The organism is Streptomyces sp. NPDC096310 (assembly GCF_044763125.1).
Taxonomy (GTDB): domain Bacteria; phylum Actinomycetota; class Actinomycetes; order Streptomycetales; family Streptomycetaceae; genus Streptomyces.
The window spans coordinates 80,825-107,174 of the sequence record NZ_JBIWFO010000026.1; the positions used below are offsets into that span (position 1 = coordinate 80,825).

The 26,350-nt window shown below is 70.4% G+C and carries 25 protein-coding genes and 1 pseudogene; 16 read left to right on the plus strand and 10 right to left on the minus strand.

Translation table 11 applies throughout. The features are described from left to right. Positions 1-98 precede the first annotated feature (98 nt). The 4 genes and pseudogenes from ACIQ7D_RS32235 to ACIQ7D_RS32250 form a co-directional block, all read right to left on the minus strand. Entirely contained in the window at positions 99-683 is a 585-nt protein-coding gene (locus tag ACIQ7D_RS32235) for a recombinase family protein (RefSeq protein WP_403943749.1), read from the minus strand. A 337-nt stretch (positions 684-1,020) separates the two neighbouring features. Next, on the minus strand, positions 1,021-1,731 hold the full coding sequence (locus tag ACIQ7D_RS32240) for a hypothetical protein (protein WP_403943751.1): 711 nt from the start codon (positions 1,729-1,731) through the stop codon (positions 1,021-1,023). A gap of 325 nt (positions 1,732-2,056) precedes the next feature. Then, positions 2,057-3,661, minus strand: a complete 1,605-nt coding sequence (locus ACIQ7D_RS32245; protein WP_403943753.1) for a recombinase family protein — start codon at positions 3,659-3,661, stop codon at positions 2,057-2,059. Positions 3,662-3,691: 30 nt separating this feature from the next. Further along, a pseudogene (locus tag ACIQ7D_RS32250) lies at positions 3,692-4,054 on the minus strand (DUF2252 family protein); the annotation flags it as partial. 280 nt (positions 4,055-4,334) lie between these two features. On the opposite strand from ACIQ7D_RS32250, the gene dnaE reads away from it, so the two are divergent. Further along, a complete protein-coding gene (gene dnaE, locus ACIQ7D_RS32255) occupies positions 4,335-7,871 on the plus strand; it encodes a DNA polymerase III subunit alpha (RefSeq protein ID WP_403943755.1) in 3,537 nt (1,178 codons plus the stop codon). 105 nt (positions 7,872-7,976) lie between these two features. Here the strand turns inward: dnaE and ACIQ7D_RS32260 are convergent, their stop codons facing one another. Further along, entirely contained in the window at positions 7,977-8,153 is a 177-nt protein-coding gene (locus tag ACIQ7D_RS32260; protein ID WP_329826051.1) for a hypothetical protein, read from the minus strand. A 248-nt stretch (positions 8,154-8,401) separates the two neighbouring features. Here ACIQ7D_RS32260 and ACIQ7D_RS32265 point away from each other — a divergent pair, with 248 nt between their 5' ends. From ACIQ7D_RS32265 to ACIQ7D_RS32280, 4 genes are all read left to right on the plus strand, one after another. After that, the gene (locus tag ACIQ7D_RS32265) at positions 8,402-9,658 is read left to right on the plus strand and encodes an NYN domain-containing protein (protein ID WP_403943758.1); all 1,257 of its coding nucleotides are present in this window, start codon (positions 8,402-8,404) and stop codon (positions 9,656-9,658) included. Between the two features lie 306 nt (positions 9,659-9,964). Further along, entirely contained in the window at positions 9,965-10,936 is a 972-nt protein-coding gene (locus ACIQ7D_RS32270; RefSeq protein ID WP_403943803.1) for an ABC transporter ATP-binding protein, read from the plus strand. A 154-nt stretch (positions 10,937-11,090) separates the two neighbouring features. Next, entirely contained in the window at positions 11,091-11,927 is an 837-nt protein-coding gene (locus ACIQ7D_RS32275; RefSeq protein ID WP_403943760.1) for an ABC transporter permease, read from the plus strand. An 82-nt stretch (positions 11,928-12,009) separates the two neighbouring features. Then, positions 12,010-12,690 carry a DUF2567 domain-containing protein gene (locus tag ACIQ7D_RS32280; protein ID WP_403943762.1) on the plus strand — a complete coding sequence of 227 codons (681 nt, stop codon included), beginning with the start codon at positions 12,010-12,012 and terminating at the stop codon, positions 12,688-12,690. Positions 12,691-12,747: 57 nt separating this feature from the next. Here ACIQ7D_RS32280 and ybaK read toward each other — a convergent pair whose 3' ends face one another. The 4 genes from ybaK to ACIQ7D_RS32300 all read right to left on the minus strand — a co-directional run bounded on the left by ybaK (position 12,748) and on the right by ACIQ7D_RS32300 (position 16,917). Beyond that, positions 12,748-13,251 carry a Cys-tRNA(Pro) deacylase gene (ybaK, locus tag ACIQ7D_RS32285; RefSeq protein ID WP_329826054.1) on the minus strand — a complete coding sequence of 168 codons (504 nt, stop codon included), beginning with the start codon at positions 13,249-13,251 and terminating at the stop codon, positions 12,748-12,750. Positions 13,252-13,291: 40 nt separating this feature from the next. Next, entirely contained in the window at positions 13,292-14,032 is a 741-nt protein-coding gene (locus tag ACIQ7D_RS32290) for an LON peptidase substrate-binding domain-containing protein (protein ID WP_403943765.1), read from the minus strand. A 5-nt stretch (positions 14,033-14,037) separates the two neighbouring features. Further along, positions 14,038-15,066, minus strand: a complete 1,029-nt coding sequence (locus ACIQ7D_RS32295; protein WP_403943767.1) for a hypothetical protein — start codon at positions 15,064-15,066, stop codon at positions 14,038-14,040. 231 nt (positions 15,067-15,297) lie between these two features. After that, positions 15,298-16,917: an oxidoreductase gene (locus ACIQ7D_RS32300; protein WP_403943770.1), complete on the minus strand. Its 1,620-nt coding sequence runs from the start codon at positions 16,915-16,917 to the stop codon at positions 15,298-15,300. 251 nt (positions 16,918-17,168) lie between these two features. Between ACIQ7D_RS32300 and hisD the strand changes: the two genes are divergently transcribed. From hisD to ACIQ7D_RS32350, 10 genes are all read left to right on the plus strand, one after another. Further along, complete coding sequence (gene hisD, locus ACIQ7D_RS32305) at positions 17,169-18,500, plus strand: histidinol dehydrogenase (protein ID WP_403943772.1); 1,332 nt, start codon at positions 17,169-17,171, stop codon at positions 18,498-18,500. Continuing rightward, positions 18,497-19,630, plus strand: a complete 1,134-nt coding sequence (locus ACIQ7D_RS32310; RefSeq protein ID WP_403943774.1) for a histidinol-phosphate transaminase — start codon at positions 18,497-18,499, stop codon at positions 19,628-19,630. Before hisD ends, ACIQ7D_RS32310 begins: the two co-directional genes overlap by 4 nt. Next, positions 19,627-20,220, plus strand: coding sequence for an imidazoleglycerol-phosphate dehydratase HisB (gene hisB / locus ACIQ7D_RS32315; protein WP_384998014.1), 594 nt, complete (start codon positions 19,627-19,629; stop codon positions 20,218-20,220). The genes ACIQ7D_RS32310 and hisB overlap by 4 nt, the downstream gene beginning before the upstream one ends. Beyond that, complete coding sequence (locus ACIQ7D_RS32320; RefSeq protein ID WP_403943776.1) at positions 20,217-20,384, plus strand: hypothetical protein; 168 nt, start codon at positions 20,217-20,219, stop codon at positions 20,382-20,384. Before hisB ends, ACIQ7D_RS32320 begins: the two co-directional genes overlap by 4 nt. Beyond that, positions 20,381-21,025, plus strand: coding sequence for an imidazole glycerol phosphate synthase subunit HisH (gene hisH / locus ACIQ7D_RS32325; protein ID WP_403943778.1), 645 nt, complete (start codon positions 20,381-20,383; stop codon positions 21,023-21,025). Before ACIQ7D_RS32320 ends, hisH begins: the two co-directional genes overlap by 4 nt. A gap of 36 nt (positions 21,026-21,061) precedes the next feature. Continuing rightward, a complete protein-coding gene (priA, locus tag ACIQ7D_RS32330) occupies positions 21,062-21,787 on the plus strand; it encodes a bifunctional 1-(5-phosphoribosyl)-5-((5-phosphoribosylamino)methylideneamino)imidazole-4-carboxamide isomerase/phosphoribosylanthranilate isomerase PriA (protein ID WP_403943805.1) in 726 nt (241 codons plus the stop codon). Further along, positions 21,784-22,209, plus strand: coding sequence for a RidA family protein (locus ACIQ7D_RS32335; RefSeq protein WP_403943780.1), 426 nt, complete (start codon positions 21,784-21,786; stop codon positions 22,207-22,209). Before priA ends, ACIQ7D_RS32335 begins: the two co-directional genes overlap by 4 nt. Continuing rightward, the gene (hisF, locus tag ACIQ7D_RS32340) at positions 22,206-22,961 is read left to right on the plus strand and encodes an imidazole glycerol phosphate synthase subunit HisF (RefSeq protein WP_403943782.1); all 756 of its coding nucleotides are present in this window, start codon (positions 22,206-22,208) and stop codon (positions 22,959-22,961) included. The genes ACIQ7D_RS32335 and hisF overlap by 4 nt, the downstream gene beginning before the upstream one ends. Positions 22,962-23,129: 168 nt before the next feature. Next, entirely contained in the window at positions 23,130-23,717 is a 588-nt protein-coding gene (locus tag ACIQ7D_RS32345) for an ArsR/SmtB family transcription factor (protein ID WP_403943785.1), read from the plus strand. A 99-nt stretch (positions 23,718-23,816) separates the two neighbouring features. Then, positions 23,817-25,109 carry an MFS transporter gene (locus tag ACIQ7D_RS32350; protein ID WP_403943786.1) on the plus strand — a complete coding sequence of 431 codons (1,293 nt, stop codon included), beginning with the start codon at positions 23,817-23,819 and terminating at the stop codon, positions 25,107-25,109. 39 nt (positions 25,110-25,148) lie between these two features. On the opposite strand, the gene ACIQ7D_RS32355 is transcribed toward ACIQ7D_RS32350, so the two are convergent. Beyond that, positions 25,149-25,784 (minus strand): TIGR03085 family metal-binding protein, encoded by a 636-nt coding sequence (locus ACIQ7D_RS32355; protein WP_403943788.1) that lies wholly within the window; start codon positions 25,782-25,784, stop codon positions 25,149-25,151. 83 nt (positions 25,785-25,867) lie between these two features. On the opposite strand from ACIQ7D_RS32355, the gene hisI reads away from it, so the two are divergent. Then, positions 25,868-26,260: a phosphoribosyl-AMP cyclohydrolase gene (gene hisI, locus ACIQ7D_RS32360; protein WP_403943790.1), complete on the plus strand. Its 393-nt coding sequence runs from the start codon at positions 25,868-25,870 to the stop codon at positions 26,258-26,260. The last annotated feature ends 90 nt before the right edge of the window (positions 26,261-26,350 follow it).

The window sequence follows — 26,350 nt, forward strand, 5'->3', positions numbered from 1 at the left end:
AAGGTTTCGCCTGAACTTTGATCACCCCCGCCCCAGGGGCCAGACGCGAGAAAGACCGTTCACCACCACGGGCAGACGGTCTCTCAGGTCGAGTCGGATCACTCCGTGTCCGCAAGCGCCCGATACAGCGTCGCGCGGGACACCTTCAGCGCCTTGGCGATCGCCGTCACGCTCTCCCCCTCAGCCTTACGCGCCTTGGCAGCAGCGAGCTTGTCAGCGTCCATCACGACCGGGCGCCCGCCCGTACGCCCCTGAGCCTTGGCAGCGTCCAGGCCCGCACGAGTCCGCTCAACGATCATGTCTCGCTCAAGCTCTGCAAAGGCAACCATCATCGTGAAGAAGAACTTCCCCTCCCCCTTGGGCGAGTAGCTACCGGCCAGCGTCCCCGTCAGAATCCGCAGGCTGATACCCCGCGCGTGCAAGTCCTCAGCGATCGTGAGCACGTCCTTGGTGGAGCGCCCCAACCGGTCCAGCTTCCACACGCACAGGGTGTCACCCTCCCGCATGTAGTCGAGAGCAGCCACCAGGCCCGCACGGTCGGCGTTCTTCCCGCTCGCCTTGTCCTCAAAGACGCGGGCGCATCCCGCATCGCTCAGCGCGTCCGCTTGAAGCTGCGCATCCTGTGCGTTGGTGCTGACTCGCTTGTAGCCGATCAGGGTTCCGGTGTTCGTGTTCGTCGTCATGCATCGATCGTCTCAAAACTCGTCTCAGAAAACCAGGGGTTTCCGGCATGTTTTGAGACGGGTTTTGAACGCCTCTCGGGGTCGATTCGAGCGGTCGGCGCGGGTGTCTCGCAAACCATCGTTTCTGAGACGCCCCACACTCGTCACGCTGCGCCACAGTCACTTGGTGGCAATCGCCAGACCCGTACGGACCTAGGGGGGCAGACACCTGACGGTCACTCGGGACGCGCCGACGGGTTCACCCCCCTGCCCCGCAAAAAAGACTCCAGTTGCCGTGCGAGAGTTTCCCCTACCACACGTTCAGGATGCAGCAGGGAAGGGGGTCCCTGCCTGGGGGTCACGCAGGCAGGGCGACGCCCCGCCAACCCTCGTACCCCGACAGCTTCCGGCGCGCGCCAAAGCGCTTGTCCATGGCTGCGAACAAAGCGCGCTTGCCTGTGACTGTGCCCAGTGAGCGGGCCAAGACGGGTTCAGCCGTGACGAACGCCTCCCACACCACAGAGGTACGCACATGCGTGCCGTGAGGCGCAGCACCGAGGTTCCGCACCCACGCTGCCGGATCACTCAACGACGCCCGGAAAGCATCGAACTGTGAAGCCAGCGACAGGAGTTGAGTCGCCCGCCCGTCGGAGGCCGACTCGATCTCCGACGCCACGTCACGCATGCGATGGATCATGCCGGGCGCAACGCCGGCAGGGGCGGGGATGGAGTCCAGTTGCTGACGCAGTGCCCCCAGGGAGACCAAGAGGCGTTCCTCCTCCTCTTCGGTGGCCGCATCGGGCAGCGCGTCTAGAGCTGCTTCCAAGCGGTCACGCAGCGCCCTACGACGTTCCTCGTTCGCCTCTCCGGAGTCCAGCGCATCGGCCAGACCGCGCAGCCACCCACCCATGCCGCGCCGAATCAGCGGCCAGTCCCGCCACTCTCCACCCGGCGTCGTCCACTGCGCCCCCGACCACACGAACGGCACCGGTCCACTCGCCCTGTTGGCGTACCGTGCCGCCGCTTCCAGCGCATCGCGTGCCAACGTGTCAGCTATGTATTTACTCAAAACTCCTAAACCCCCTACAGAGAGACATTGAAGCCACATCATCCCCGCTGTCCGACCGATCACTGACCAAGACAGGTGACCAAGGTGACCCGGCAACCACCCAAGAGGTGATCCCAGAGACTAACAAAATGCCAGCTCACACGCTGTTTAGGTGAAGAGAGAGCAGCAAAAACAATCCTCTCTGACGTTAGAGCGGAGACCGGATTCCAAACCGTCATTCGTCATTCCGTCACCACCCCGAGCCCCAGCGCCCCCAGGAACACCGAACGGCCCGGCACCGGGGGAATATATCCAGCAACGGGCCGCGAACGGCGCTCAGGCGGGCTTACACGCCCTCTTGCCGGGCGATGTCGCCCAAGAGGTCCTGTCGGATCACTTCATGCTCTTCCGCTGACATGATGCGCCGACGGGGCATCTCCGCAGCCTCAACGGCAGCGATACCGGCAAGCTCAGCGGCTGCGTCCTCAGAGAATTCGCCCAGGTTGATATCACAGCGTTCTGCCAAGGGAACCCGGGCGCGACGCACTTCGGGATTCCGTACGGATACAGTCGCTCCTGTCTCTCGCAGCCAATCCCCGCGTTCGGATTCTGTCCAGCCATTCCAACGGTCACGGAATTTCTCTCCGGTATCGACGGTGACCCAACCGGGGTCGGTTTCCGGTACCGCTTCAAGTTCTGCAATTCGCGTCGCCGTGTCTGCGTACTGTCGCCTGAATCGCTCAAGTGCTTCGGGCGTTGCATACATGCCCGCCTTTCGGTCGTCCTCAAGTTCGGTGAGAAAGGCGCGCATCCTATCAAGGTCGGCCCCCGTCCGATTCCCCTGTTGGTAAACGCGCTCCGTAGCGTTCATGCCTCCAACGCGATTCCGAATGTCATTATTGACGTGCTCGCTCAACTCTTCGGCGCGGACGCTCACATTCGGGTGCGGATTCTGCAACGTGCCACGGCAGCGAAGAATTACCGTGTCTGGCTGGTTCTTCCCGCCGTTGGTCCGCTTCATATTCCCTTTGCAGACACCACAGCGAGCAACGCCGTACAGCCAGTGCCTACCGGCCGTGGGCTTTCGGGGAGTCGGGGGCGCGAGAGCGAGGATGGCCGCTGCCTGTTCCTCTTCGCTGACGATCGGTTCCCAGACCTCAACGGGAAGACCCTCTTCACGGACGAGCCGCTTTGTCAGGGGGTCAATCTGATGACCGATGATTGTAGGAGATCCAACGATCACGCGAATTGCGCGACTTGACCAGGCCGCCGCTTTCGGTTCCTTCTTGCCGCTGTTATGGACCCGAGGGGAAGCGACTTTCCGAGACTGTAGGTCAGCGGCAATAGCTGTCATTGCGTCGCCTTCATTGATTCGATCTACGATTTCTCGAACGACCTTTGCCGCTATGTCATCCCGGATGAGAATCTTTCCGGCGCCATCCGGATGGGGAGCGGGTGTCAATCCGTAGGGAACGCGTCCCCCCGTCCAGCGTCCGACCTTTTGAAGGTAGCGGCGTGCATTTCGTACACGGGTTCGGATGTTCTCGCGTTCCCATTCGGCAACTGTGGCGAGAATGGACGCCTGCAACCGTCCGGCCGGAGTGCTGAGGTCGAATGCATCGTGAATGGACACGAGCACCGTTCCCGCCTTCTCGGCGGCGCGGACCATATCCATGAAGCCGAAGAGACTTCGGGCGAGTCGGTCAATCTTCCACACGATCACAACGTCGTTCCGCTGCCACTCTTCCAGAAGGCGGGAAAGCCCCGGGCGCTTCGTCGGCTCAAGAGCCCCGCTCACTCCGTCATCCACGTAGACGACTACGGGCACGCCCGCCCAACGCTGCGCCGCTAGGGCTCTTCCGTCAGCTTCCTGGCGCTCAACTGACGTGCTGTCATCGGTAGTTCGGCTCAGTCGGACGTACAGCCGGATCGTTCCTGGTTGTGTGGTCACGTGAGGACTCTATCGATAAGAGCCTCCTGGAACGTACGCCTCGTCGAAGTCGTTCACATTGAAGATCAGCCGGCCGTTGGCGTCCATGTACGTGCCGAAGTTCTCCGCGTGCAGATCGCCGTGGATCCACACCCGGCTCGTCCGCTCGTCGAGGAACGCCGCCTCCGTCCCGGCGGGCTCCCCGGCCGCCGGGTCCTCCCGCGCCAGATCCTGGTAGAAGAGGCACGCCGTACCCTGGTAGAAGGCGAACGCGGAGGCCGCCATCTTCCGGAACTTCACCCGGAAGGCCGCTGGATCAGCCGCCAGAAGTTCACCGAACGCGGTGTCGAAGACGGCGAGGATCTCCTCGGCTCGCTGCTGCTCGGCTGCTTCGACGGGTCGCGGGACCGACATCGCGGGGTGCCTCCTGGTGGCGGTGGGTGGGCGGGCCACGGAGGCGGCAACGCCCCCGAAGGGCACGGCCGTGCCCTCGCAGGGGCAACGCGCGACGCCATCCGCGAGTGCCCGCCGGGACGCCCCCGATCGCCCGCCGGGCCGACCCGGGTGCCCGCCCGTTGTCGGTCGCGCGACGTAGACTTCGGGGCTGTCTCCCCGGACTGTCCGCAGCGCCGGGAGACCCCTGGGCCCGCCCCCGGGAAACCACCGTGTCGCCCGCTCACTGGAGGCCCCCGCCGTGACCAAGCCGCCGTTCACGCACCTGCATGTCCACACCCAGTACTCGCTGCTGGACGGTGCCGCGCGGCTCGGGGACATGTTCACGGCGTGCAAAGAGATGGGCATGTCCCATATCGCGATGACCGACCACGGGAATCTCCACGGGGCGTACGACTTCTTCCATCAGGCGAAGAAGGCGGGCGTGACACCCATCATCGGGATCGAGGCGTACGTGGCGCCCGAGTCCCGGCGGCTGAAGCGGAAGGTGCAGTGGGGCCAGCCGCACCAGAAGCGGGACGACGTGTCCGGTTCGGGTGGTTACACCCACAAGACGATCTGGGCGGCGAACAGCACCGGGCTGCACAACCTCTTCCGGCTCTCCTCGGACGCGTACAAGGAGGGCTGGCTCCAGAAGTGGCCCCGGATGGACAAGGAGACCATCGCGAAGTGGTCCGAGGGCCTGATCGCCTCGACCGGCTGCCCCTCCGGTGAGCTCCAGACCCGGCTGCGGCTCGGCCAGTTCGACGAGGCGCTGAAGGCGGCCTCCGAGTACCAGGACATCTTCGGCAAGGACCGGTACTTCCTGGAGCTGATGGACCACGGCATCGAGATCGAACGCCGGGTGCGGGACGGGCTGCTGGAGGTCGGCAAGAAGCTCGGCATCCCGCCGCTGGTCACCAACGACTCCCACTACACGTACGCGAACGAGGCCACCGCCCACGACGCGCTGCTCTGCATCCAGACCGGCAAGAACCTCTCCGACCCGGACCGCTTCCGCTTCGACGGCACCGGCTACTACCTCAAGTCGACCGACGAGATGTACGCCGTCGACCTCTCCGACGCCTGGCAGGAGGGGTGCGCCAACACCCGCCGGGTCGCGGACCAGATCGACACCGAGGGCTGGTTCCAGGAGCGGAACCTGATGCCCAAGTTCGAGGTGCCCGAGGGCTTCACCGAAGTCTCCTGGTTCCGCGAGGAGACCATGCGCGGCATGGCCCGCCGGTTCCCGAACGGCATCCCGGAAGACCGTATGCGCCAGGTCGAGTACGAGATGGGCATCATCATCGACATGGGCTTCCCGGGGTACTTCCTCGTGGTCGCCGACTTCATCATGTGGGCGAAGAACAACGGCATCGCGGTCGGCCCCGGCCGTGGCTCCGCCGCCGGTTCGATCGTCTCGTACGCCATGGGCATCACCGACCTCGACCCGATCGAGCACGGACTGATCTTCGAGCGGTTCCTCAACCCCGAGCGCATCTCCATGCCCGATGTCGACATCGACTTCGACGAGCGCCGGCGCGGCGAGGTCATCCGGTACGTGACCGAGAAGTACGGCGCCGACAAGGTCGCCATGATCGGCACGTACGGCAAGATCAAGGCGAAGAACGCCATCAAGGACTCCGCCCGCGTGCTGGGCTACCCGTACGCGATGGGCGACCGGCTCACCAAGGCCATGCCCGCCGATGTCCTCGGCAAGGGCATCGACCTCAACGGCATCACCGACCCCTCGCACCCCCGCTACAGCGAGGCGGGCGAGATCCGCGGGATGTACGAGAACGAGCCGGACGTCAAGAAGGTCATCGACACCGCGAAGGGTGTGGAGGGCCTGGTCCGGCAGATGGGTGTGCACGCGGCCGGCGTGATCATGTCCAGCGAGACGATCACCGACCACGTCCCCGTCTGGGTCCGGCACACCGACGGCGTGACCATCACCCAGTGGGACTACCCGCAGTGCGAGTCGCTCGGCCTGCTGAAGATGGACTTCCTCGGCCTGCGCAACCTGACGATCATGGACGACGCCGTCAAGATGGTGAAGTCCAACAAGGGCATCGACCTGGAGATGCTCTCCCTCCCGCTGGACGACCCCAAGACGTACGAACTGCTCTGCCGCGGCGACACGCTCGGCGTCTTCCAGTTCGACGGCGGCCCCATGCGCTCGCTGCTGCGCCAGATGCAGCCCGACAACTTCGAGGACATCTCCGCCGTCTCGGCCCTCTACCGGCCGGGCCCGATGGGCATGAACTCGCACACGAACTACGCGGAGCGCAAGAACGCCCGCCAGGAGATCACCCCGATCCACCCGGAGCTGGAGGAGCCCCTCAAGGAGGTGCTCGGCCTCACCTACGGTCTGATCGTCTACCAGGAGCAGGTGCAGAAGGCCGCCCAGATCGTCGCCGGGTACTCGCTCGGCGAGGCCGACATCCTGCGCCGCGTGATGGGCAAGAAGAAGGCCGACGAGCTGGCGAAGAACTTCGTCCTCTTCGAGGCCGGCGCCAAGAAGAACGGCTTTTCCGACGCGGCGATCAAGGCGCTGTGGGACGTGCTGGTGCCGTTCGCCGGATACGCCTTCAACAAGGCGCACTCCTCCGCGTACGGACTGGTCACCTACTGGACCGCCTACCTCAAGGCGAACTATCCCGCCGAGTACATGGCCGCCCTGCTGACCTCGGTCAAGGACGACAAGGACAAGTCGGCGGTCTACCTCAACGAATGCCGCCGCATGGGCATCAAGGTGCTGCCGCCCAACGTCAACGAGTCGCTGTCCAACTTCGCGGCCCAGGGTGACGACGTCATCCTGTTCGGCCTGACCGCCGTCCGTAACGTCGGCCAGAACGTCGTCGACTCGATCATCCGGTCCCGCAAGGCCAAGGGGAAGTACGCGACCTTCCCCGACTTCCTCGACAAGGTCGAGGCGGTCGTCTGCAACAAGCGCACCGTCGAATCGCTGATCAAGGCCGGCGCCTTCGACGAGATGGGCCACACCCGCAAGGGCCTGGTCGCCCACCACGAACCGATGATCGACAACGTCGTCCAGGTCAAGCGCAAGGAGGCCGAGGGCCAGTTCGACCTCTTCGGCGGCGGCGACGAGGAGACGAGCGAACCGGGGTTCGGGCTCGACGTCGAGTTCTCCGACATCGAGTGGGACAAGACGTACCTCCTCGCGCAGGAGCGCGAGATGCTCGGCCTCTACGTCTCCGACCACCCGCTCTTCGGCCTGGAGCATGTGCTCTCCGACAAGGCCGACGCGTCGATCTCCCAGCTCACCGGCGGGGAACACGGCGACGGCGCGGTCGTCACCGTCGGCGGCATCATCTCCGGCCTCCAGCGCAAGATGACCAAGCAGGGCAACGCCTGGGCGATCGCCACCGTCGAGGACCTGGCCGGCTCCATCGAGTGCATGTTCTTCCCCGCGACCTATCAGCTCGTCTCCACCCAGCTCGTTGAGGACACGGTCGTCTTCGTCAAGGGACGGCTCGACAAGCGCGAGGACGTCCCCCGGCTCGTCGCCATGGAACTCCAGGTCCCCGACGTCTCCTCCGCCGGCACCGACGCGCCCGTCACCATCACCATCCCCACGGTGAAGCTCACCCCGCCCATGGTCAGCAGGCTCGGCGAGATCCTCAGCCACCACCGGGGCAACTCCGAGGTCCGGATCAAGCTCCAGGGCGCCAGGAAGACCACCGTGCTCCGCCTCGACCGGCACCGGGTCCAGCCCGACCCGGCGCTCTTCGGCGATCTGAAGGTCCTGCTCGGCCCGTCCTGCCTGGCCGGGTAGCGGCGACCCGTACGGCGGGGGGACCGGTTCCGTACACACGCAAGGAGGGGCGCGCCCGGAAACCGGGCGCGCCCCTCCTTGCGTGTGCTGACGCGCGTACGGGTGTCAGTTGTGGCCGAAGCGCTTCTGCCGCTTGTGGGCGACGTCCGACGGCGTGATCCTCTGCTCCACCTGGTCGGAACGGTCCTCCATCGACGAGGACCTCGACTCCTGGGTGCCGCGCTCCGACTCCGAGCGGGCGTGCTGTTTGTTGCCGCGATCCCGGTTCTTGTTCTTCGACATGGCGCTGCCTCCTGCGGTTCTGTGCGGACCAGGGGCCTCGTTCAGACTCACATAGGCCGTAAAACGCCGCATTTTGGATCATCGCCGTGTGTAGCGGGTGGCCTGCCGTCGGCCTCCGCCGTGGAGTCCGTCACCGATCCGCCACGCCGATGATCGAGTTCCGGACGTTAAGCCTCTTGCCGTCGGGCAGACTCGAAGCAAACCCGCAGTAACTCCCGATCTCCCGATCCCGAGGTTCCCGAAAGAGGGTGGAACGCGTGGACCGCTGCGTCGTCCTGGTGGACGCCGGCTACCTGCTGGGCGCCGCCGCGAGCCTGCTGGCCGGAGAGCCGGCCCGATCCCGCATCACCGTCGACCACGCGGCCCTGATCCAAGGCCTCAGGGAGCGCGCCGAGGCCGATACGGAACAGCCGCTGCTCCGGATCTACTGGTTCGACGGCGCCCCCGACCGGGTCCCGCAGCCCGAGCACCGACGGCTGCGCGTGATGCCCCGCGTCACCGTACGCCTCGGCGCCCTCACGAGAAGCGACGGCCGCTGGGCGCAGAAAGGCGTCGACGCGGCGATGCATGCAGAACTCACCGAACTGGCCAGAAACCGCGCCTGCTCCGACGTGGTGCTGGTCACCGGCGACGGCGATCTTCTCCCCGGCCTGATGTCGGCCAAGGAACACGGCGTCGCGGTCCACCTCTGGGCGGTCCAGGCCGCCGACGGTGACTACAACCAGTCCGAGGACCTGGTCGCCGAGGCCGACGAGCGCCGGGTACTGGACCGTGCCTGGATCACCAAAGCCGTACGCGCCAAGGACCTGGGCGGCGTCTGCGCGCCGCCCCCCGCCCCGCGCCCGGAGATCGCGGCGATCCTCTCCGCACCGCTGCCGGAATCGGCGCTCGCGGCCTCCGCGGAACGCGCGGCCCAGGCCCGCACCCAGGCGCCCACCGGCCGCAACGGCTCCACGGCACCGCCCGCCGACAACGGCGCCGAGCCCCACCCGGCACCCCCTGGCACCAAGACCGTCCCCACCCCCAAGGACCTCGCGGGCCTGCGCGCCCCCGGCACCGACCGGCAGCCCGCACCCTCCCAGCCCCCGGGGGGCGCGACGCTCCGCTGGTCCTCCGACAAGGGCTGGGTGGAACGCCCGGGCGGCGGCCCGTCCGGCGAACCCCCCGAGACGGCGTCCCTGCCCACACTGGCCCAGCTCACCAGCGCGGAACAGCGGTGGGCGGACCGGGAGGAGGACATCACCACGGTCGGCGGTGACCCGTTCGAGGTGGGACAGGTCTTCGCCCGACGCTGGATGGAACGGCTGCCGGAAGCCGGCCACGTACAGAAACTCTCCGTGATGTACCCACGCGTCCCGCACCGCATCGACGGCGAACTGCTCCGGTACGCGGCCCGCTTCGGGCTGCTGGCACACAAGGACGACCAGATCGACGAGCACGACCGGTACGCGATCCGGGCGGGCTTCTGGCGCGAGATCGACGTACGTGCCGCCGAATCGGCGTGATTTTTGGGGCTCGGTTCGCCTCCGGGGCGCTGGCCGCACCCATCAGCGGCCTCAGGCCGCGGGCGGCGCCGAAGTCTTCGGCCTGCCTCCTCGCCTGGCCGGCGAGTGAGCCGAAGGGGCGCGTCGGCGCCGTAAGGGAGGCTGTGCTCGATATGCGGCTCCGCCGCGTGGGCGCAGGTTCGTGAGGAACGAGCGAACCGAGCACGGTCGACCGTCGGCGCCGACTTGCAGCGCCCCGGAGGCGAACCGAGCCCCCAGAACAAGGCGCCATGGGCGCGCAACGTATGGTCGTTTCTCGTGAGTACGGTGTGTGTGGTGCGCGACTTGGTCAAGACGTACCCCGCCGCGCGCGGCAGGCGTGGGAGCCCTGGGACGCCCGAGGTGCGGGCCACCGACGGGATCTCGCTCGATGTGCGGCGTGGTGAGATCTTCGGCCTGCTCGGGCCGAACGGGGCCGGCAAGTCCACGCTCGTACGGCAGATCACCGGATTGATGCGGCCCGATTCGGGGGCCGTGGAGGTCCTCGGGCACGATCTTGTGCGCCATCCGGAGCGTGCCTCGCGGCTCATCGGTTATCTGGGCCAGGAGTCGAGCGCGCTCGACGAGTTGACGGTGGCGCTCGCCGCCGAGACGACGGGGCGGCTGCGCGGGCTCACGCTCCGGACTGCGCGGGCCGAGCGGGACCGGGTGCTCGCGGAGCTGGGGCTCACGGAGATCGCCGGGCGGGCGTTGAAGAAGCTCTCCGGCGGGCAGCGGCGTCTGGCGTGTTTCGCCGCCGCGCTGGTGGGGGAGCGGCCCGTACTCGTCCTGGACGAGCCGACCACCGGCATGGACCCTGTCGCGCGGCGCGCGGTGTGGGCGGCGGTGGACCGGCGGCGCGCCGAGCACGGGGTGACGGTTCTGCTCGTCACCCACAACGTCATCGAGGCCGAGACGGTTCTCGACCGGGTCGCCGTGCTGGAGCGCGGCAAGGTCATCGCCTGCGACACGCCGGCGGGGCTGAAGGAGCAGGTCGCCGGGGACGTCCGCGTGGAGCTGGTGTGGCGGGAGCGCGCGCCGCTCGACGTTCCCGAGGTCGCCGCGTTGCGCGGGTCCGCGCAGGAGTCCGGGCGCCGCTGGGTGCTGCGGCTCGCGCCGGACGAGGCGCGTGCCGCCGTCGCCGCGGTGACCGGGGGCGCGGCCTTCGCGGCGCTGGACGACTTCACGCTGGCGACGCCGAGCCTGGAGGATGTCTATCTTGCGCTCGGCGGCCGGGCGCAGGGGCTGGTGAAGGCATGAGCGCCAGGGGCTTTTCCGGGACGTGTCCCGTGACCGCGCGGCCCGTGGCAGGGTGGGGCCCTGCGGTGGCGCGGGGCGCCGACCGCAGCCGGCAGCCGTACGTCCGCGACCAGGCCCCGGCGGACCCGAACGTACCGAACAGGAGCAGCGCCAGGTGAGCATCGTGCCCGCGGAGGCCGTGTCCGCGAGGATCCGGGCGGCGAAGGACACCTCCACCGAGGCGGCCGGGGGCGCGCCCGCGCCTCTCGCGCCCCGGGCGCGGCTGCTGCCCTCGCTCGCCGCGGTCTACCGTGCCCAGCTCTCCCGGGCGCGGGTGGCCCGGATCCCGCTGCTCTTCGTGGCGACGTTCCAGTCCGTCGGGATCATGATCCTGATGCGGGGTGTGGTGGAGGGCGGTGCGGAGGCGCGGGCCGTCGTCGCCGGTTCGAGCGTGCTCGTCGTGGCGTTCGTGGCGCTGAATCTGCTCGCCCAGTACTTCGGCCAGTTGCGGGCGAGCGGCGGCCTGGACCATTACGCCACCCTGCCGGTGCCGCCCGCCGCCGTGGTGCTGGGCGCGGCCGGGGCGTACGCCTCGTTCACGGTGCCGGGCACGGCGGTCACGGCGGTCGCCGGCAGTGTGCTCTTTCAGCTTCCGCTCACCCATCTGTGGGTGCTCGCCGCGGTCATCCCGCTCTCCGGGGCGGCCCTCGCGGGGCTCGGCGCGGCGCTCGGGCTGCTCGCGCCGCGTCAGGAACTGGCCACCCTGCTGGGCCAGCTCGGGATGTCCGCGGCGCTGCTGCTCGGGGTGTTGCCGGCGGACCGGCTGCCGGGGCCGATCGGGTACGCGCGTGATCTTCTGCCGTCCACGTACGGGGTGGAGGCGCTGGCCCGTACGTTCGACGCGCGTCCCGACTGGGCGGCCGTCGCGTTCGACCTGGGGGTCTGCGCGGCCGTCGGGGTCGTCTCGCTGGCCGTGGCGACCTGGGCGTACCGGCGGGCCGCGGTCCGCTGAGCGTGGCCGTACGGTGTCCGGTCCCCGGCCCCCGCGACGGTCCGATGCGGCGCACACCGCCGGGGCCTGGCACGATGGCACCGTGACCGCACCTCTGACACCTCCCCACCAACCGCAGCACGACGATCCCTGGCAGACACCGCCGGCCGGGGTGTCGCCCGATTCCGCGGCCGGCGCGGAGAAGGGGCCCGACATGAAGACCGAGGTGCGGCAGGCGGCCGTGGTGCTGGTGGTCGTCACGGTGTCGGGGCTGCTGCTGGGGCTGCTGTGGATGTGGCTGGCGCCGCGCGTTCCGCTGGTCTCCGACGCGACGGCCGTCTTCCTGAAGGACACGGAGGGCGAGGAGGCCATCGCCGCCGACGGTACGTTCCTTCTGCTGGCGCTCGCCTTCGGAGTGGTCAGCGCGTGTCTGGTCTTCCTCTTCCACCGGCGCGGCGGGATCGCGCTGGTCCTCGGTCTGGCGCTGGGCGGGCTGCTGGGCGCGGTGCTTGCGTGGCGGTTCGGCACGATGCTCGGCCCGACGTCGGACGTCGTGGCGCACGCCAAGCAGGCCGGCAAGGGCGTCACCTTCGACGCGCCGCTCGAACTCCACGCGAAGGGCGCGCTGCTGGCGTGGCCGGTCGCCGCGATGGTGGTGCATCTCGCGTTGACGGCCCTGTTCGGCCCGCGCGACCCGGAACCGGAGTGGGAGTGGAACACGGCGTACGGGGGCGCGCCCCGGCCGGGTGACGACAACGCGTCGTGGGGCGCCGCGGAGAAGTGACCCGCCGGGCCACGGGTGCCCGGACGGTGACGGCACCACCGCGGCGTACGCGGGGGCTCAGGCGCGGCCGATGGGGGCCACGACCGCCGCGGTGAGCGCGGCCAGGTCCCCCGGGGCGAGTTCGACCTCCAGGCCGCGGCGGCCCGCCGAGACGCACACGGTCGGATGGGCCTCGGCCGAGGCGTCCAGAACGGTACGGAGCCGCTTGCGCTGGCCCAGCGGGGAGATCCCGCCCCGTACGTACCCGGTGGTCCGCTCGGCCGCCGCCGGGTCGGCCATGGCGGCGCGCTTGCCGCCGACCGCCGCCGCCAGGGCCTTGAGGTCCAGCGAGCCGGCGACGGGGACGACGGCGACGGTGAGTTCGCCGTCCACGTCGGCGACGAGCGTCTTGAAGACCCGGTCGGGGGAGACACCCAGCGCCTGCGCGGCTTCCTCGCCGTAGGACGGGGAGGCCGGGTCGTGCTCGTACGCGTGCAGTGTGTACGCCGTGCCCGACGCGGTCAGCGCGACCGTCGCCGGGGTGCCGCCGGACTGCTGCTGCTTCCTGGACTTCTTCGCCATGGCACGGATCCCCCGGGGCGGTGCGGTCGCGTGGTCAGTTTCAGTTGAGGGCGGTCGGCGCCTGCGTCAGCGTCACGGCGGGCAGCGAGGGGAAATGGCGGATCACGGCGGTCTCCGCGCGCAGCAGCTTCAACTCGTCGCGCAGCCGGGCCGCGATGTCCGCGGCCTCCAGCAGCCGCTGTTTCGTCGGTACGTCCAGTACGGCGGCGGCGGCCACCAGGTACGACACCACCGAGGGCTCGTCCGGCAGATCCTCGATCCGGGAGAGCGAGCGCTCGCGCGCCCCGGCCAGCCGCTTCTGGTAGTTCTGGAAGGCGCGCAGGACCCCCGCGGCGAGCGTGGCCGCGCCGTCGCCGGGTTCCTCGGGCAGCTCTTCGAGCTCCGCCGTCAGATAGGGGCCGCTCGCCTCGACGGAGAGCAGCCGGACCCGGGTGGTGCCCGTGGCGACCACCTCGAAGGTGCCGTCGGGGCGTTCCCGGATCGTCGCCGCGTCCGCGACGCAGCCGACCGGGTGGAAGGCGTCGAGTGGATCGGGGCCGAAGCCGTCTGCGGGCCGGCGCTCGGGCGGCGACGCGCCCTCCGGCATGCCCGGGGCGGTCACCGCCACTTCGTGCCCGTCGCGGATGGCGACCACGGCGAAGAGGCGCGGTTCGGACTCGTCCGTCTTCAGCAGCTCACGCATGATCGCGCGATAACGCTCCTCGAAGACGTTCAGGGGCAGGACGAGGCCCGGGAACAGCACCGCGTTCAGCGGGAAGAGAGGGAGGCGTGCGGTGGTCACAACGGTCAAGCGTAATGGCCGCCGGGCCCCGACCGGTCGGTCCTGTTGCGCAAAGGCATGGTCGAGGCCACGTGGATCCGTACGGCGTCACGTGTTTCGAGGAACCGGCCGAGCGGATCGTCGGTGAAACTGGTCCACGGGAAGGACGTGGCGTACGGCCCGATCAGCCGGAACTGCTCCAGCGCCGCGGCCCAGCGGCCCCGCTCCACCAGGACGTACGCGAGGAGGTTGCGCACCTCGGCCGGCCAGGGGTCGCCCGCCTCGTACCGTTCGGAAACGGTGATCGCGAGATCGGCGGCGTCGTCGATACGGTCCCCGTGTACGGCGCCGGGCGTGCCGCTCAGCAGCCGGCTGAAGGCCGCGCGCACCGGCAGCGCCCGTACGAGCGAACCGGGCAGCGCGTCGCGCGCGGCGTCCTCGGCGAAGTCGAAGCACTCCTGGTGCGAGCCGTACCAGTGGGCCGAGAGGTACTGGAGGGCCGCGACATGGCAGCCGTAGTGGTGCGAGGAGCGGCGTACGGCCTGCGCCCACAGCGACTCGAACGCGGTGTGCGGGGCGTGCGTGCCCCGCGCGTGGTCCAGCGCCACGCGCCAGGGCACCGGGTCGCGCGGGTCGCCCTCGGCGGCGGCGTCGATCAGCGGCCCCGTCTCGCGCAGCAGTTCGGCGCGGGCCGGGGACTGCCAGGCCCTGCGGACGGCCAGTTCGGCCCGGACGAGCAGGGCGTCGGGGTCGTGCGGCGCGGCGTGCAGCCAGGCGGCGAGCCAGCCGTCCCGGCCCTGCGCGAACGCGGCCAGCCGCATGACATAGCGGTCCCGGTCCTCCCACGCGGCGGCCTCGCGTGTCGCCGTGAGCACCTTCGCGGCCTGCTCGTACTCGCCGAGTGCGGCGGCGACCAGGGCGGGCGCGAGCCGGTCGTCGGGGGAGTCGAGCAGCACCTCGTCGTCCGGCGGCAGCCCGGCGGCGAGCAGCGGGGTGTGCCGGACCATACGCGCGGTGCTGATCAGGGCGCGAAGCAATGACATGGTGCGGACCATTGAAAACCGCAGGTGGCGGGGGCGCCAGAGGGTTGCTGTGAAGCTTTGGTGGCGGGGGAAAGGTTGTCCTGGCAGAGGTCAAGGGAGAGTAAAGAAACGGCGGTGACCTCCCCCGCTGGTGCGCAACCGGTGCGACCGCCCGGGGCGGAAACGGGCTCCTCGGGACTCAGGGGACCCAGGGGGCCCGGTTCACCGCGGCCGCCCCGGGGATCCCCCTGAGCGGCCCCCGCATCACCCCCGCCGCAGGACCCGTGTCGCCCCCGTCGCCACCGTCGTCGCCAGGATCCACCCCAGTACCACCAGCCCGGCCGCCGTCCACTGCCAGGTGCCCTCCGGCAGCCAGTAGCCGTCCTGGCCCAGGTCGATCACCGGGATCAGCAGGTCCAGTGCGTAGAGCGCCGGATTCCACATCGGGTGCTCGTCCGCCCGGAGCGGGGGCGGCGGGTGGCGGGCGAACGCGATCGTGCCCGCGCCCCACAGCATCGCCATCCACAGCGCCGCCCGGCCGGGGCGGTAGCCGTACGCGACCGTCCAGTCCTGGAGGTAGCCCCAGAGCTTCGCGGCCAGCGGCAGCGTCTCGCGCCGCCGCCGCTGCTTCGCCAGCAGCACCTCGCGCGCGTCCGCGTCCTCGCCGCTGTTGCGCAGCACCTGCGCGAGCCGTTCGTACGGTTCGGGGGAGTACTCCGGGGTCGCCGCCGACAGCCACTCCAGCCGCCGCAGCAGCGGGAAGTGGCCGAACGGGACGATGTTCTCGTAGACGAAGCCGCCCATGGCGAGACCGCCGGGCCCCGGCCAGCTCGTCGACATGTCGATGAGCGTGACGATCCGCGCGCCGCTCAGTACGACCCGGCCCTCCTCCACGCGCTCGCATTTGAACCGCAGCTCCGGTGTGCTGATCCGGCGCAGCGACAGCTCCTCCGTGGGCGCCAGGAAGAACCGCGCCCCGTCCACGTCGAGCGCGTCACCGAACCTGCCGTCGTCCAGCCGGACCCCGCCCCGGCACTCGAACCGCTGTAATCGCGTACCCAGCAGCGGCGCGGCGACCTGTCCGACGCCGTACGGGGGAGTGACCGCGGTGATGTCGGGGGAGCCGAGCAGGTCGGCGGAGTCGCCGATCCACGCGCCCGCCATGTACAGCGACCGTTCCACCGTGAGCTGCGGGGCGTTGAGCGCCCGCCGCTCCTCCGCCGCGCGCAGCCGGCTGCCGCGCAGGCTCAGCGACACGCCGACCTTCGCGCCGCGCAGGCTGACCTCGCCGAACGTCTCGATCTGATCGGCTGTGAAGTCCTGCGCCACGGACAGCCCGTCGGCGGCGATCGCCCGGCCGAGCCGGTCGGGGCCCACGTCGATCTGACTGATCAGCAGATCCGTACCGATCTGCGCGTCGGTCAGCCGGATCCCCCGCTCCACCCGGCAGCGCGGCAGATGCAGATCGCCCTGGGTGCGCAGCCGGGCGGCCTCCAGCCGGGGGATCGCGCAGGCCACCATCCGCAAGGTGGTGAAGTGCGACTCGGGCAGGATCACCTCGTTCTCGAACCGGCACCGGTCCAGCTCGACGTACGGTGCGATCTCGCCGCCCGCGAGATTGAGCGTCCCGGTGATCTGCAGGCCGCGCAGTTTGAGCGCCGCGACCCGGCCCGGCAGCGCGGCGGGCCCGCTGAGCAGAAGCAGGGCCATCACCCGGGCGCGCACGCTGCGCTCCGTGCCCCAGGGGCGGGGTGAGAAGGGATCGTTCAGGAGCGGGTCCGACGTACTCAGGTCGTACACGCTGCCGTTGCGGAACGACTGCCACATGCCGACCTCCGCGGCACTGAGCCAGTCGGGACATTCGTCGTACTGCGGCTCGGTCACGGCCGCTCCTCCGCTTCCCCGTGTGCGTACAGGGTGTGAGTGTTGATCATGGATGTGTGGAGCGATGAAGGGAGAGGTGTGGTGCGATGTACAGAGGGGTGTACAGACCAGAGAGGCGAAACGGTCCTTACCCTCGTTGTGCCCGCTCGGTGACGAACTGAACACTAGTAGTGAGGAGTGGTCTCCGGGGCATGTATCAGCCAGTGATACGGGCGTCCGGCGGCCTGATCCGGTCTGCGAGAATTGACCCCGTGATCTCACGAATCGATCTGCGCGGCGAAGCCCTCCCCGAGGGCGTCGCTCTGCGTGACCTGCTGCCCCGGGCCGAGTTCGACGTCGCCGCCGCACTGGAGAAGGTGCGGCCCCTGTGCGAGGACGTCCGCCATCGGGGCACGGCGGCGCTGATCGAGGCCGCGGAGAAGTTCGACGGCGTCCGGCTGGAGCACGTACGGGTCCCCGCCGACGCCCTCGCCGACGCCCTCGCGAGGCTCGACCCCGCCGTACGGGCCGCGCTGGAGGAGTCGATCAGGCGCGCCCGGCTGGTCCACCGCGCGCAGCGCCGTACCGCGCACACCACCCAGGTCGTCCCCGGCGGCTCCGTCACCGAGAAGTGGGTGCCGGTGGAGCGCGTGGGGCTCTACGCGCCCGGCGGCCGGTCCGTCTACCCCTCGTCCGTGATCATGAACGTGGTGCCGGCCCAGGAGGCGGGCGTCCCGTCCATCGCGCTGGCCTCCCCCGCGCAGAAGGAGTTCGACGGTCTGCCCCACCCGACGATCCTCGCCGCCTGCGCGCTGCTCGGCGTCGACGAGGTGTACGCGGCGGGCGGCGCCTCCGCGGTCGCGATGTTCGCGTACGGCACCACGGGCCCCGACGGCTGCCCGCCCGCGAACATGGTCACAGGCCCCGGCAACATCTGGGTCGCCGCCGCCAAGCGCTACTTCACCGGCCGGATCGGCATCGACGCCGAGGCCGGACCCACCGAGATCGCGATCCTCGCGGACGCGACCGCCGACCCGGTGCATGTCGCCGCCGACCTGATCAGCCAGGCCGAGCACGACCCGCTCGCCGCCGCCGTCCTCGTCACCGATTCGACCGAGCTGGCCGACGCCGTCGCCAAGGAGCTGGAACCGCAGGTCGCGGCCACCAAGCACATCGAGGACCGGGTACGGCCCGCGCTCACCGGACGCCAGTCGGCCATCGTGCTCGTCGACTCCGTCGAGGACGGCCTGCGCGTCGTCGACGCGTACGGCGCCGAGCACCTGGAGATCCAGACCGCCGACGCCGCCGCCGTGGCCGAGCGGGTCCGCAACGCGGGCGCGATCTTCGTCGGCCCCTACGCCCCCGTCTCGCTCGGCGACTACTGCGCCGGCTCCAACCACGTCCTGCCGACCGGTGGCTGCGCCTGCCACTCCTCGGGCCTGTCCGTCCAGTCCTTCCTGCGCGGCATCCACATCGTCGACTACAGCGAGGACGCCCTCGCCGAGGTCGCCCACCATGTGGTGACGCTGGCGGAGGCGGAGGATCTGCCCGCGCACGGCGCGGCGCTGAAGGCACGGTTCGGATGGAAGGTACCCGGCAAGTGAGCACCACCGACGCGTTCCCGCAGCCCCTCGGCATCGACGACCTGCCCGTACGGGACGAACTGCGCGGCAAGTCCCCGTACGGCGCGCCCCAGCTCGACGTCCCCGTGCGGCTCAACACCAACGAGAACCCGTACCCGCTGCCCGAGCCGCTGGTCGAGCGGATCGCCGAGCGCGTCCGGGAGGCCGCCCGCGGGCTCAACCGCTACCCCGACCGGGACGCGGTCGAGCTGCGCACCGAGCTCGCCGCGTATCTCACCCGTACCGGAAAGCACCCGCTGACCGCTGCGAACGTCTGGGCCGCCAACGGCTCCAACGAGGTCATCCAGCAGCTCCTCCAGACCTTCGGCGGCCCCGGCCGTACCGCCATCGGCTTCGAGCCCTCGTACTCGATGCACGGCCTCATCGCGCGGGGCACCGGCACCGGCTGGATCTCCGGGCCGCGCAACGAGGACTTCACCATCGACGTGGCCGCGGCCCGCGAGGCGATCGCCGCGCACCGCCCCGACGTCGTCTTCATCACCTCGCCCAACAACCCCACGGGCACCTCGGTCGCCGACGACACCGTCCTCGCGCTGTACGAGTCCGCCCAGGCGGTCCGCCCGACGCTGGTCGTCGTGGACGAGGCGTACGTCGAGTTCAGCCACCGCCCCTCCCTGCTGCCCCTCGTCGAGGGCCGCCCGCTCCTCGTCGTCTCCCGCACGATGTCCAAGGCGTTCGGCGCGGCCGGACTGCGCCTCGGCTACCTCGCCGCGCACCCCGCCGTGGTCGACGCCGTCCAGTTGGTGCGCCTGCCGTACCACCTCTCGGCCGTCACCCAGGCCACCGCGCTCGCCGCGCTGGAGCACACCGATACGCTGCTCGGGTACGTCGAGACGCTCAAGGCCGAGCGGGACCGCCTCGTCACCGGGCTGCGGACCCTCGGGTTCGACGTCACCGACTCGGACGCGAACTTCGTCCAGTTCGGCCGCTTCGAGGACTCCCACACCGCCTGGCGGCGGATCCTCGACCGCGGGGTCCTCATCCGTGACAACGGCGTACCGGGCCGGCTGCGGGTGACCGCGGGCACCCCGTCCGAGAACGACGCGTTCCTCGACGCGGTACGTGATCTCAAGAAGGAGCAGAGCGCATGAGCCGCATCGGCCGCGTGGAACGCACGACGAAGGAGACCTCCGTCGTCGTCGAGATCGATCTCGACGGCACCGGCAAGGTCGACGTGTCGACCGGGGTCGGCTTCTACGACCACATGCTCGACCAGCTCGGCCGGCACGGCCTGTTCGACCTCACGGTGAAGACCGAGGGCGACCTCCACATCGACTCGCACCACACCATCGAGGACACCGCCCTCGCCCTCGGCGCCGCCTTCAAGCAGGCCCTCGGCGACAAGGTCGGCATCTACCGCTTCGGCAACTGCACCGTGCCGCTGGACGAGTCGCTCGCGCAGGTCACCGTGGACCTCTCGGGCCGCCCGTACCTCGTACACACCGAGCCCGAGAAGATGGCGCCGATGATCGGCGAGTACGACACGACGATGACCCGGCACATCCTGGAGTCCTTCGTCGCCCAGGCCCAGATCGCGCTGCACGTCCACGTCCCGTACGGGCGCAACGCGCACCACATCGTGGAGTGCCAGTTCAAGGCGCTCGCCCGCGCCCTGCGGTACGCCTCCGAGCGCGACCCGCGCGCCGCCGGAATCCTTCCTTCGACCAAGGGTGCCCTGTGACCGGTCTGTCGACCATCCTGATCGTCGTGGGGCTCTTCCTCGCCGGCGGTGTGTACTCCTTCCACAAGCAGAAGCTGCCCATCGGCGTGATCGTGCTGCTGGGGCTCTGCTCCGTGCTGTGCCTGGTCGCGGGCGTCCTGCGGATCCAGGGACTCTGGGGATGACCAAGAGCGCAAGGAAAGTGGTCGTCTTCGACTACGGGTTCGGCAATGTCCGCTCCGCCGAGCGCGCCCTCGCCCGCGCCGGGGCCGACGTCGAGATCACCCGCGACTTCGACCAGGCCATGAACGCCGACGGGCTGCTCGTCCCCGGCGTCGGCGCCTTCTCCGCCTGCATGAAGGGGCTCACGGCCGCGCGCGGCGACTGGATCATCGGGCGCAGGCTGGCCGGCGGCCGGCCCGTCATGGGGATCTGCGTCGGCATGCAGATCCTCTTCGACCGGGGCATCGAGCACGGCGTGGAGACCGAGGGACTCGGCGAGTGGCCGGGTACGGTCGGGCCGCTGGAGGCCTCCGTCGTCCCGCACATGGGGTGGAACACCGTCGAGGCGCCGGAGGACAGTCAGTTGTTCGCCGGGCTCGACCCCGACGCCCGGTTCTACTTCGTGCACTCGTACGCCGCGCGGGAGTGGAGCCTGGAGGTCACCAACGCCAAGATCCGCGCCCCCCGGGTCACCTGGGCCGCCCACGGCGAGCCGTTCGTCGCCGCCGTGGAGAACGGTGCGCTGTGGGCCACCCAGTTCCACCCCGAGAAGTCCGGCGACGCCGGCGCCGAGCTGCTGACCAACTGGATCGGAACCCTCTGAATGGATTCTGGAATGCCTTCCGTGCCGAAGTCCGATGTGCCGAAGCTGGAACTCCTCCCCGCCGTCGACGTCCGTGACGGCCAGGCCGTACGCCTCGTCCACGGCGAGTCCGGCTCGGAGACCTCGTACGGCTCCCCCCTCGAAGCGGCCCTGGCCTGGCAGCGCGCCGGCGCCGAGTGGCTGCACCTCGTCGACCTCGACGCGGCCTTCGGCACCGGTGACAACCGGAAGCTGATCGCCGAGGTCACCGACGCCATGGACCTGAAGGTCGAGCTGTCGGGCGGCATCCGCGACGACGCCTCGCTCGCCGCGGCCCTCGCCACCGGCTGCACCCGCGTCAACCTCGGTACGGCCGCGCTGGAGACCCCGGAGTGGGTCGCCCGGGTCATCACCCAGCACGGCGACAAGATCGCGGTCGGCCTCGACGTACGGGGCACGACCCTGCGCGGCCGGGGCTGGACCCGCGACGGCGGCGACCTCTACGAGACGCTGGCCCGGCTGGACTCCGAGGGGTGCGCGCGGTACGTCGTCACCGACATCGCCAAGGACGGCACCCTCCAGGGCCCCAACCTGGAGCTGCTGAAGAACGTCTGCGCCGCCACCGACAAGCCCGTCGTCGCCTCCGGCGGGGTCTCCTCGCTGGACGACCTGCGGGCCATCGCCGGGCTGGTGCCGGTGGGCGTCGAGGGCGCGATCGTCGGCAAGGCGCTGTACGCCGAGGCGTTCACCCTGGAAGAGGCGCTCGCGGCGGTGTCCGGATGAGCGGCGGCCCCGAGGCCGTACGGAAGATCTCGTCCGGCGGCCCCTGGGAGGAGAGCTTCGGCTACTCCCGCGCGGTGGAGCTGCCGAACGGGCTCGTCCTGGTCTCCGGCTGTACGTCGGTGGTCGGCGGCCGGATCGCCGAGGGCGGCCCGTACGAGCAGACCGTCACCGCGTTCGGCGTCGCCGTCAAGGCGCTGGAGGAGCTGGGGCTCGGCGCGGAACATGTCGTACGGACGCGGATGTATCTCACGCACGTAAGGGACGCGGACGAGGTGGGCCGCGCCCACAAGGAACTCTTCGACGCGGTACGGCCCGCCGCCTCCATGATCGTGGTCGCGGGTCTCATCGACCCGAGCCTGGTGGTGGAGGTCGAGGTGGAGGCGTACCGGGGTGCCGAGGAGCCGCGGGGAGGCGGAGCATGACGCTGGCCGTACGGGTGATCCCCTGTCTGGACGTCGACAACGGCCGGGTCGTCAAGGGCGTCAACTTCCAGAATCTGCGCGACGCGGGCGACCCGGTCGAGATGGCCAAGCTGTACGACGCGGAGGGCGCCGACGAGCTGACCTTCCTCGACATCACGGCCTCGTCCGGCGACCGCGAGACGACCTACGACGTGGTGCGCCGCACGGCCGAGCAGGTCTTCATCCCGCTCACGGTCGGCGGCGGCGTACGCACCGCCGAGGACGTGGACAAGCTGCTGCGGGCGGGCGCGGACAAGGTCGGCGTCAACACGGCGGCCATCGCGCGCCCCGAGCTGATCCGCGAGATCGCCGAGCGCTTCGGACGCCAGGTCCTGGTGCTCTCGGTCGACGCGCGCCGGACCCCGTCGGGCTCCTTCGAGGTCACCACCCACGGCGGCCGCAGGAGCGCGGGACGCGACGCCGTCGAATGGGCCCACGAGGCGGCGGAGCTGGGCGCGGGCGAGATCCTGCTCAACTCGATGGACGCCGACGGCACGAAGGACGGTTACGACACGGAGATGATCGTGGCCGTACGCGCGCATGTCACGGTCCCGGTCATCGCCTCGGGCGGCGCGGGGCGGCTGCACCACTTCGCCCCGGCGATCGAGGCGGGCGCCGACGCCGTCCTGGCGGCATCGGTCTTCCACTTCGGCGACCTGCGCATCGGCGAGGTCAAGGACGCGCTGCGACGGGCGGGGCATCCCGTGCGCTGAGGACGGGTTCACCTGAGTACGGGCCGAGGGGCAGCCGGGGAGGCTGCCCCTCGGCCCGTTTCCGTCGCTGGGTCCGTGCCCAGTCCAGGCAGAATCGAGGCCGAATCCGCAAGAATTATTGTGCAACGAACATTGCGCAACTTTTCTTTTCCATCTACGGTCGGGGCCATGGCAGACCAGGAACGGCGCAGGATCACCGATCTCGCCACCCTCAAGGCACTCGGCCACCCGCTGCGGCTCAGCCTCTACCGGGCGCTCTTCGTCGCCCGTAAGGCCACCGCCTCACACCTCGCCGACCAGGTCGACGAGGCGGTCTCGCTCGTCAGCTACCACCTGCGCAAACTCGCCGAGCACGGGCTCATCGTGGAGGCCGAGCAGCAGGGGACGGACGGGCGCGAGCGGTGGTGGCGGGTCGCCTCCGAGGGGGTGAGCTGGGGGCACGAGGACTTCAGCGGCGCGCCCGAGGAAGTCGCCGCGTACAGCGCCGTCGGCCGACTCGTCTTCGAACAGCGCGTCGGCCAGTACCGCGCCTTCCTCGACAGCCAGAGCGCCTGGCCCTCCGAGTGGCGCACCGCCTCCCTCAGCAGCGAGTACCTGGCTCCGCTCACCGCGCCGGAGCTGGAGGAGTTCAACCGTGAGCTGCACGAACTGGCGATGAGATACCAGAACAGCGGGCGCGCCGCCGAGGACGCGGGGGACACCGAAGGGCGCGAGACCGTCGCGCTCCATCTGTACGGCTTCCCCTTCCGCAGGTGAGAGTCGCGGGCCCTGAGAGTCGCGGGCCCTGAGAGTCGCGGGCCCTGAGAGTCCCCTGGGCCTGAGAGCCCCTGAGCCCTGAGAGAGGACGGCACCGCTGTGAGCGCACCCCTCAGACCCACGCCCGCCCCTTCGCCCCCTTCCGCCGCTCCCCCCGCTCCCGCCGTCGGGCGCCCCGCCCACCGGGACGCCAACGTGCTGCGCTGGCTCGGTGCCTACACCGCCTCGACGGTCGGCGACAGCGTGTACTACATGGCGCTGTCCTGGGCCGCCGTCCGGGGCGGCAGCCCCGCGCAGGCCGGGCTCGTCCTCGCCGTCGGCGCCGTACCCCGCGCCCTGCTGATGCTCGGCGGGGGAGTGATCGCCGACCGCTTCGGGCCGCGCCGGGTCGTCATCGGCGGGGACGCAGTCCGCTGCGCCGTCATCCTGGGCGTCGCCCTCGCGCTGCTGTTCACCACCCCGGCGCTCTGGATACTCCTCGCCGTCGCCCTGGTCTTCGGCGCCGTCGACGCGCTCTTCCTGCCCGCCGTCGGCGCCCTGCCGCCCCGGATCACCACCCCCGGCCAGCTCGCCCGTGTCCAGGGGCTGCGCGGTCTCGCCCAGCGCCTCGCCGGGGTGACCGGGGCGCCGCTCGGCGGGCTCGCGGTGGCGCTCGGCGGGCCGGCGGCCGCGTTCGCCGTCGCCGGGGCGCTGTTCGCCGTGTCGCTGCCGCTGCTCATCGCCGTACGCATGACGCCAGGACCGGTCGAGGAGCCGGCGGACGGCCACCCGGACACCGGGTCCGGGGCCTGGGGCGAGCTGCGGGACGGGCTGCGTCATCTCCGCCGCCACCCGGTGCTCGCCCCGCTCATGGCCACCGTCGCCGTCGGCGAGCTGGGCTTCGTCGGACCGCTCAACATCGGGCTCACACTTCTCGTCCAGGAACGCGGCTGGGGCGCCGGCGGCATGGGGTGGATCGTCGCGTCCTTCGGCGCGGGCGCCGGTCTCAGCGCGCTGCTGCTGACCGTACGGGGCCGCGTACCGCGCGCCGGGCTCGTGCTGTCCGTCGTCCTGTGCGGCGGCGCCGTCTGCGTCGCGGCCGTCGGATACGCGCCGTCCGTTCCGTACGCCGTGGCCGCGGGCGCCCTGATCGGACTGCTCGCGGGGCTGGGCGGCGCGCTGTGCGCGGCGCTCCTCCAGACCACCGCCGACCCGGCCTATCTGGGCCGGGTCACCTCCGTCTCGACGCTCCTCACCCTCGGGATCGCGCCCCTGTGCTACCCGGTCGTCGGCGCGGCGGTCGGCCTGTGGGGCGCGGGCCCGGTCTTCCTCGCCTGCGCCGCGGTCTGCGCGTCCGGAGGTGTCATCGGGCTCTGCTCGACATCACTGCGCCGGGCCGAGCTGCCGCACTGAGACCGCCGCGCCCCGCCCGTACACCCCCGTACGTACGTGCTACGCGATGCCCAGCCTCGCGTCCCGGACCCGTTCGACCGCCTCCTTGTCGCCCGCCAGCTCCACCCGCGCCGCCTCCTGCCGCCCCGACACGAACAGCAGGAGCTCGCCCGGCTCACCCGTCGCCGTCACCACCGGGGTGCCCCGGTGCGCCACCGCCGTCTGACCGTCCGGGCGGCGCAGGACCAGGCCCACCGGCGACTTGCGGCCCATCATCCGGCCGCCCTTCTCCAGCCGCGACCACAGGGTGTCCCCGAAGACCCGGTCCACCTCCCGGGGCGTCCAGTCCGGCTGCGCCCGGCGGACGTCCTCGGTGTGGATGTAGAACTCCACCGTGTTCGCCACCTCGTCGAGCTGCTTGATGCCGAGCGGCGACATCCGTGGCGGGCCCGACCGGATGAGCTGGATCAGCTCCTCGTACGGCTTCGCGACATACTCGGCCTGCACCCGCTCCAGCCGGCTCCTGAGCGCGGACAGCATCATCCCGCCCGCCGCGTCGGGGCGGCGTTCGCGCACCACCACATGGGCCGCCAGATCGCGGGTCAGCCAGCCGTCGCAGAGCGTCGGGGCCTCGGGGCCCGCCGCCTCCAACAGGTCGGCGAGCAGAAGTCGTTCACGCTTGGCATGGGTCGACATGCCTCCAGCGTACGGCGGCCCCCACCCGTCCGCCCAGTGGACGCCGGGCCCGGCGTCCACGGCGGGCGCGGCACAATGGCCGTATGACCAGCACGACCGGGGCCCCGTCCCCGACCGGAGGGCTCGACCCCGCGATCGCCGACCGTCTCAAGCGCAGCGCCGACGGCCTGGTCCCGGCGATCGCCCAGCAGTACGACACCGGCGAGGTACTGATGCTCGGCTGGATGGACGACGAGGCCCTGCACCGCACCCTGACCACCGGCCGCTGCACCTACTGGTCCCGCAGCCGCCGGGAGTACTGGGTGAAGGGGGACACGTCCGGCCACGTCCAGCATGTGAAGTCCGTCGCCCTGGACTGCGACGCGGACACCGTCCTCGTCCAGGTCGACCAGGTGGGCGCCGCCTGCCACACCGGCGCGCGCACCTGCTTCGACGCCGACGTCCTGCCCCTCGGGCCGGTCGACGAGCGGGCCTAGACGCAATACCGGTGTTTTAGGGCTTCGTCCGTGGGGTTGGGGCTGTTTTGGTGGGCTTGACGAGGGTGACGACGGGGCTGTCCGGGCGAG

Bases quoted from the DNA above. Each gene is read 5' to 3' on its own strand.
- ACIQ7D_RS32235 (WP_403943749.1), bottom strand. From the start codon at position 683: ATGACGACGAACACGAACACCGGAACCCTGATCGGCTACAAGCGAGTC.
- ACIQ7D_RS32260 (WP_329826051.1), bottom strand. From the start codon at position 8,153: ATGTCGAAGAACAAGAACCGGGATCGCGGCAACAAACAGCACGCCCGC.
- ybaK (WP_329826054.1), bottom strand. From the start codon at position 13,251: ATGGCGAAGAAGTCCAGGAAGCAGCAGCAGTCCGGCGGCACCCCGGCG.
- ACIQ7D_RS32295 (WP_403943767.1), bottom strand. From the start codon at position 15,066: ATGGTCCGCACCATGTCATTGCTTCGCGCCCTGATCAGCACCGCGCGT.
- hisB (WP_384998014.1), top strand. From the start codon at position 19,627: ATGAGCCGCATCGGCCGCGTGGAACGCACGACGAAGGAGACCTCCGTC.
- hisH (WP_403943778.1), top strand. From the start codon at position 20,381: ATGACCAAGAGCGCAAGGAAAGTGGTCGTCTTCGACTACGGGTTCGGC.
- ACIQ7D_RS32335 (WP_403943780.1), top strand. From the start codon at position 21,784: ATGAGCGGCGGCCCCGAGGCCGTACGGAAGATCTCGTCCGGCGGCCCC.
- hisF (WP_403943782.1), top strand. From the start codon at position 22,206: ATGACGCTGGCCGTACGGGTGATCCCCTGTCTGGACGTCGACAACGGC.
- ACIQ7D_RS32345 (WP_403943785.1), top strand. From the start codon at position 23,130: ATGGCAGACCAGGAACGGCGCAGGATCACCGATCTCGCCACCCTCAAG.
- ACIQ7D_RS32355 (WP_403943788.1), bottom strand. From the start codon at position 25,784: ATGTCGACCCATGCCAAGCGTGAACGACTTCTGCTCGCCGACCTGTTG.
- hisI (WP_403943790.1), top strand. From the start codon at position 25,868: ATGACCAGCACGACCGGGGCCCCGTCCCCGACCGGAGGGCTCGACCCC.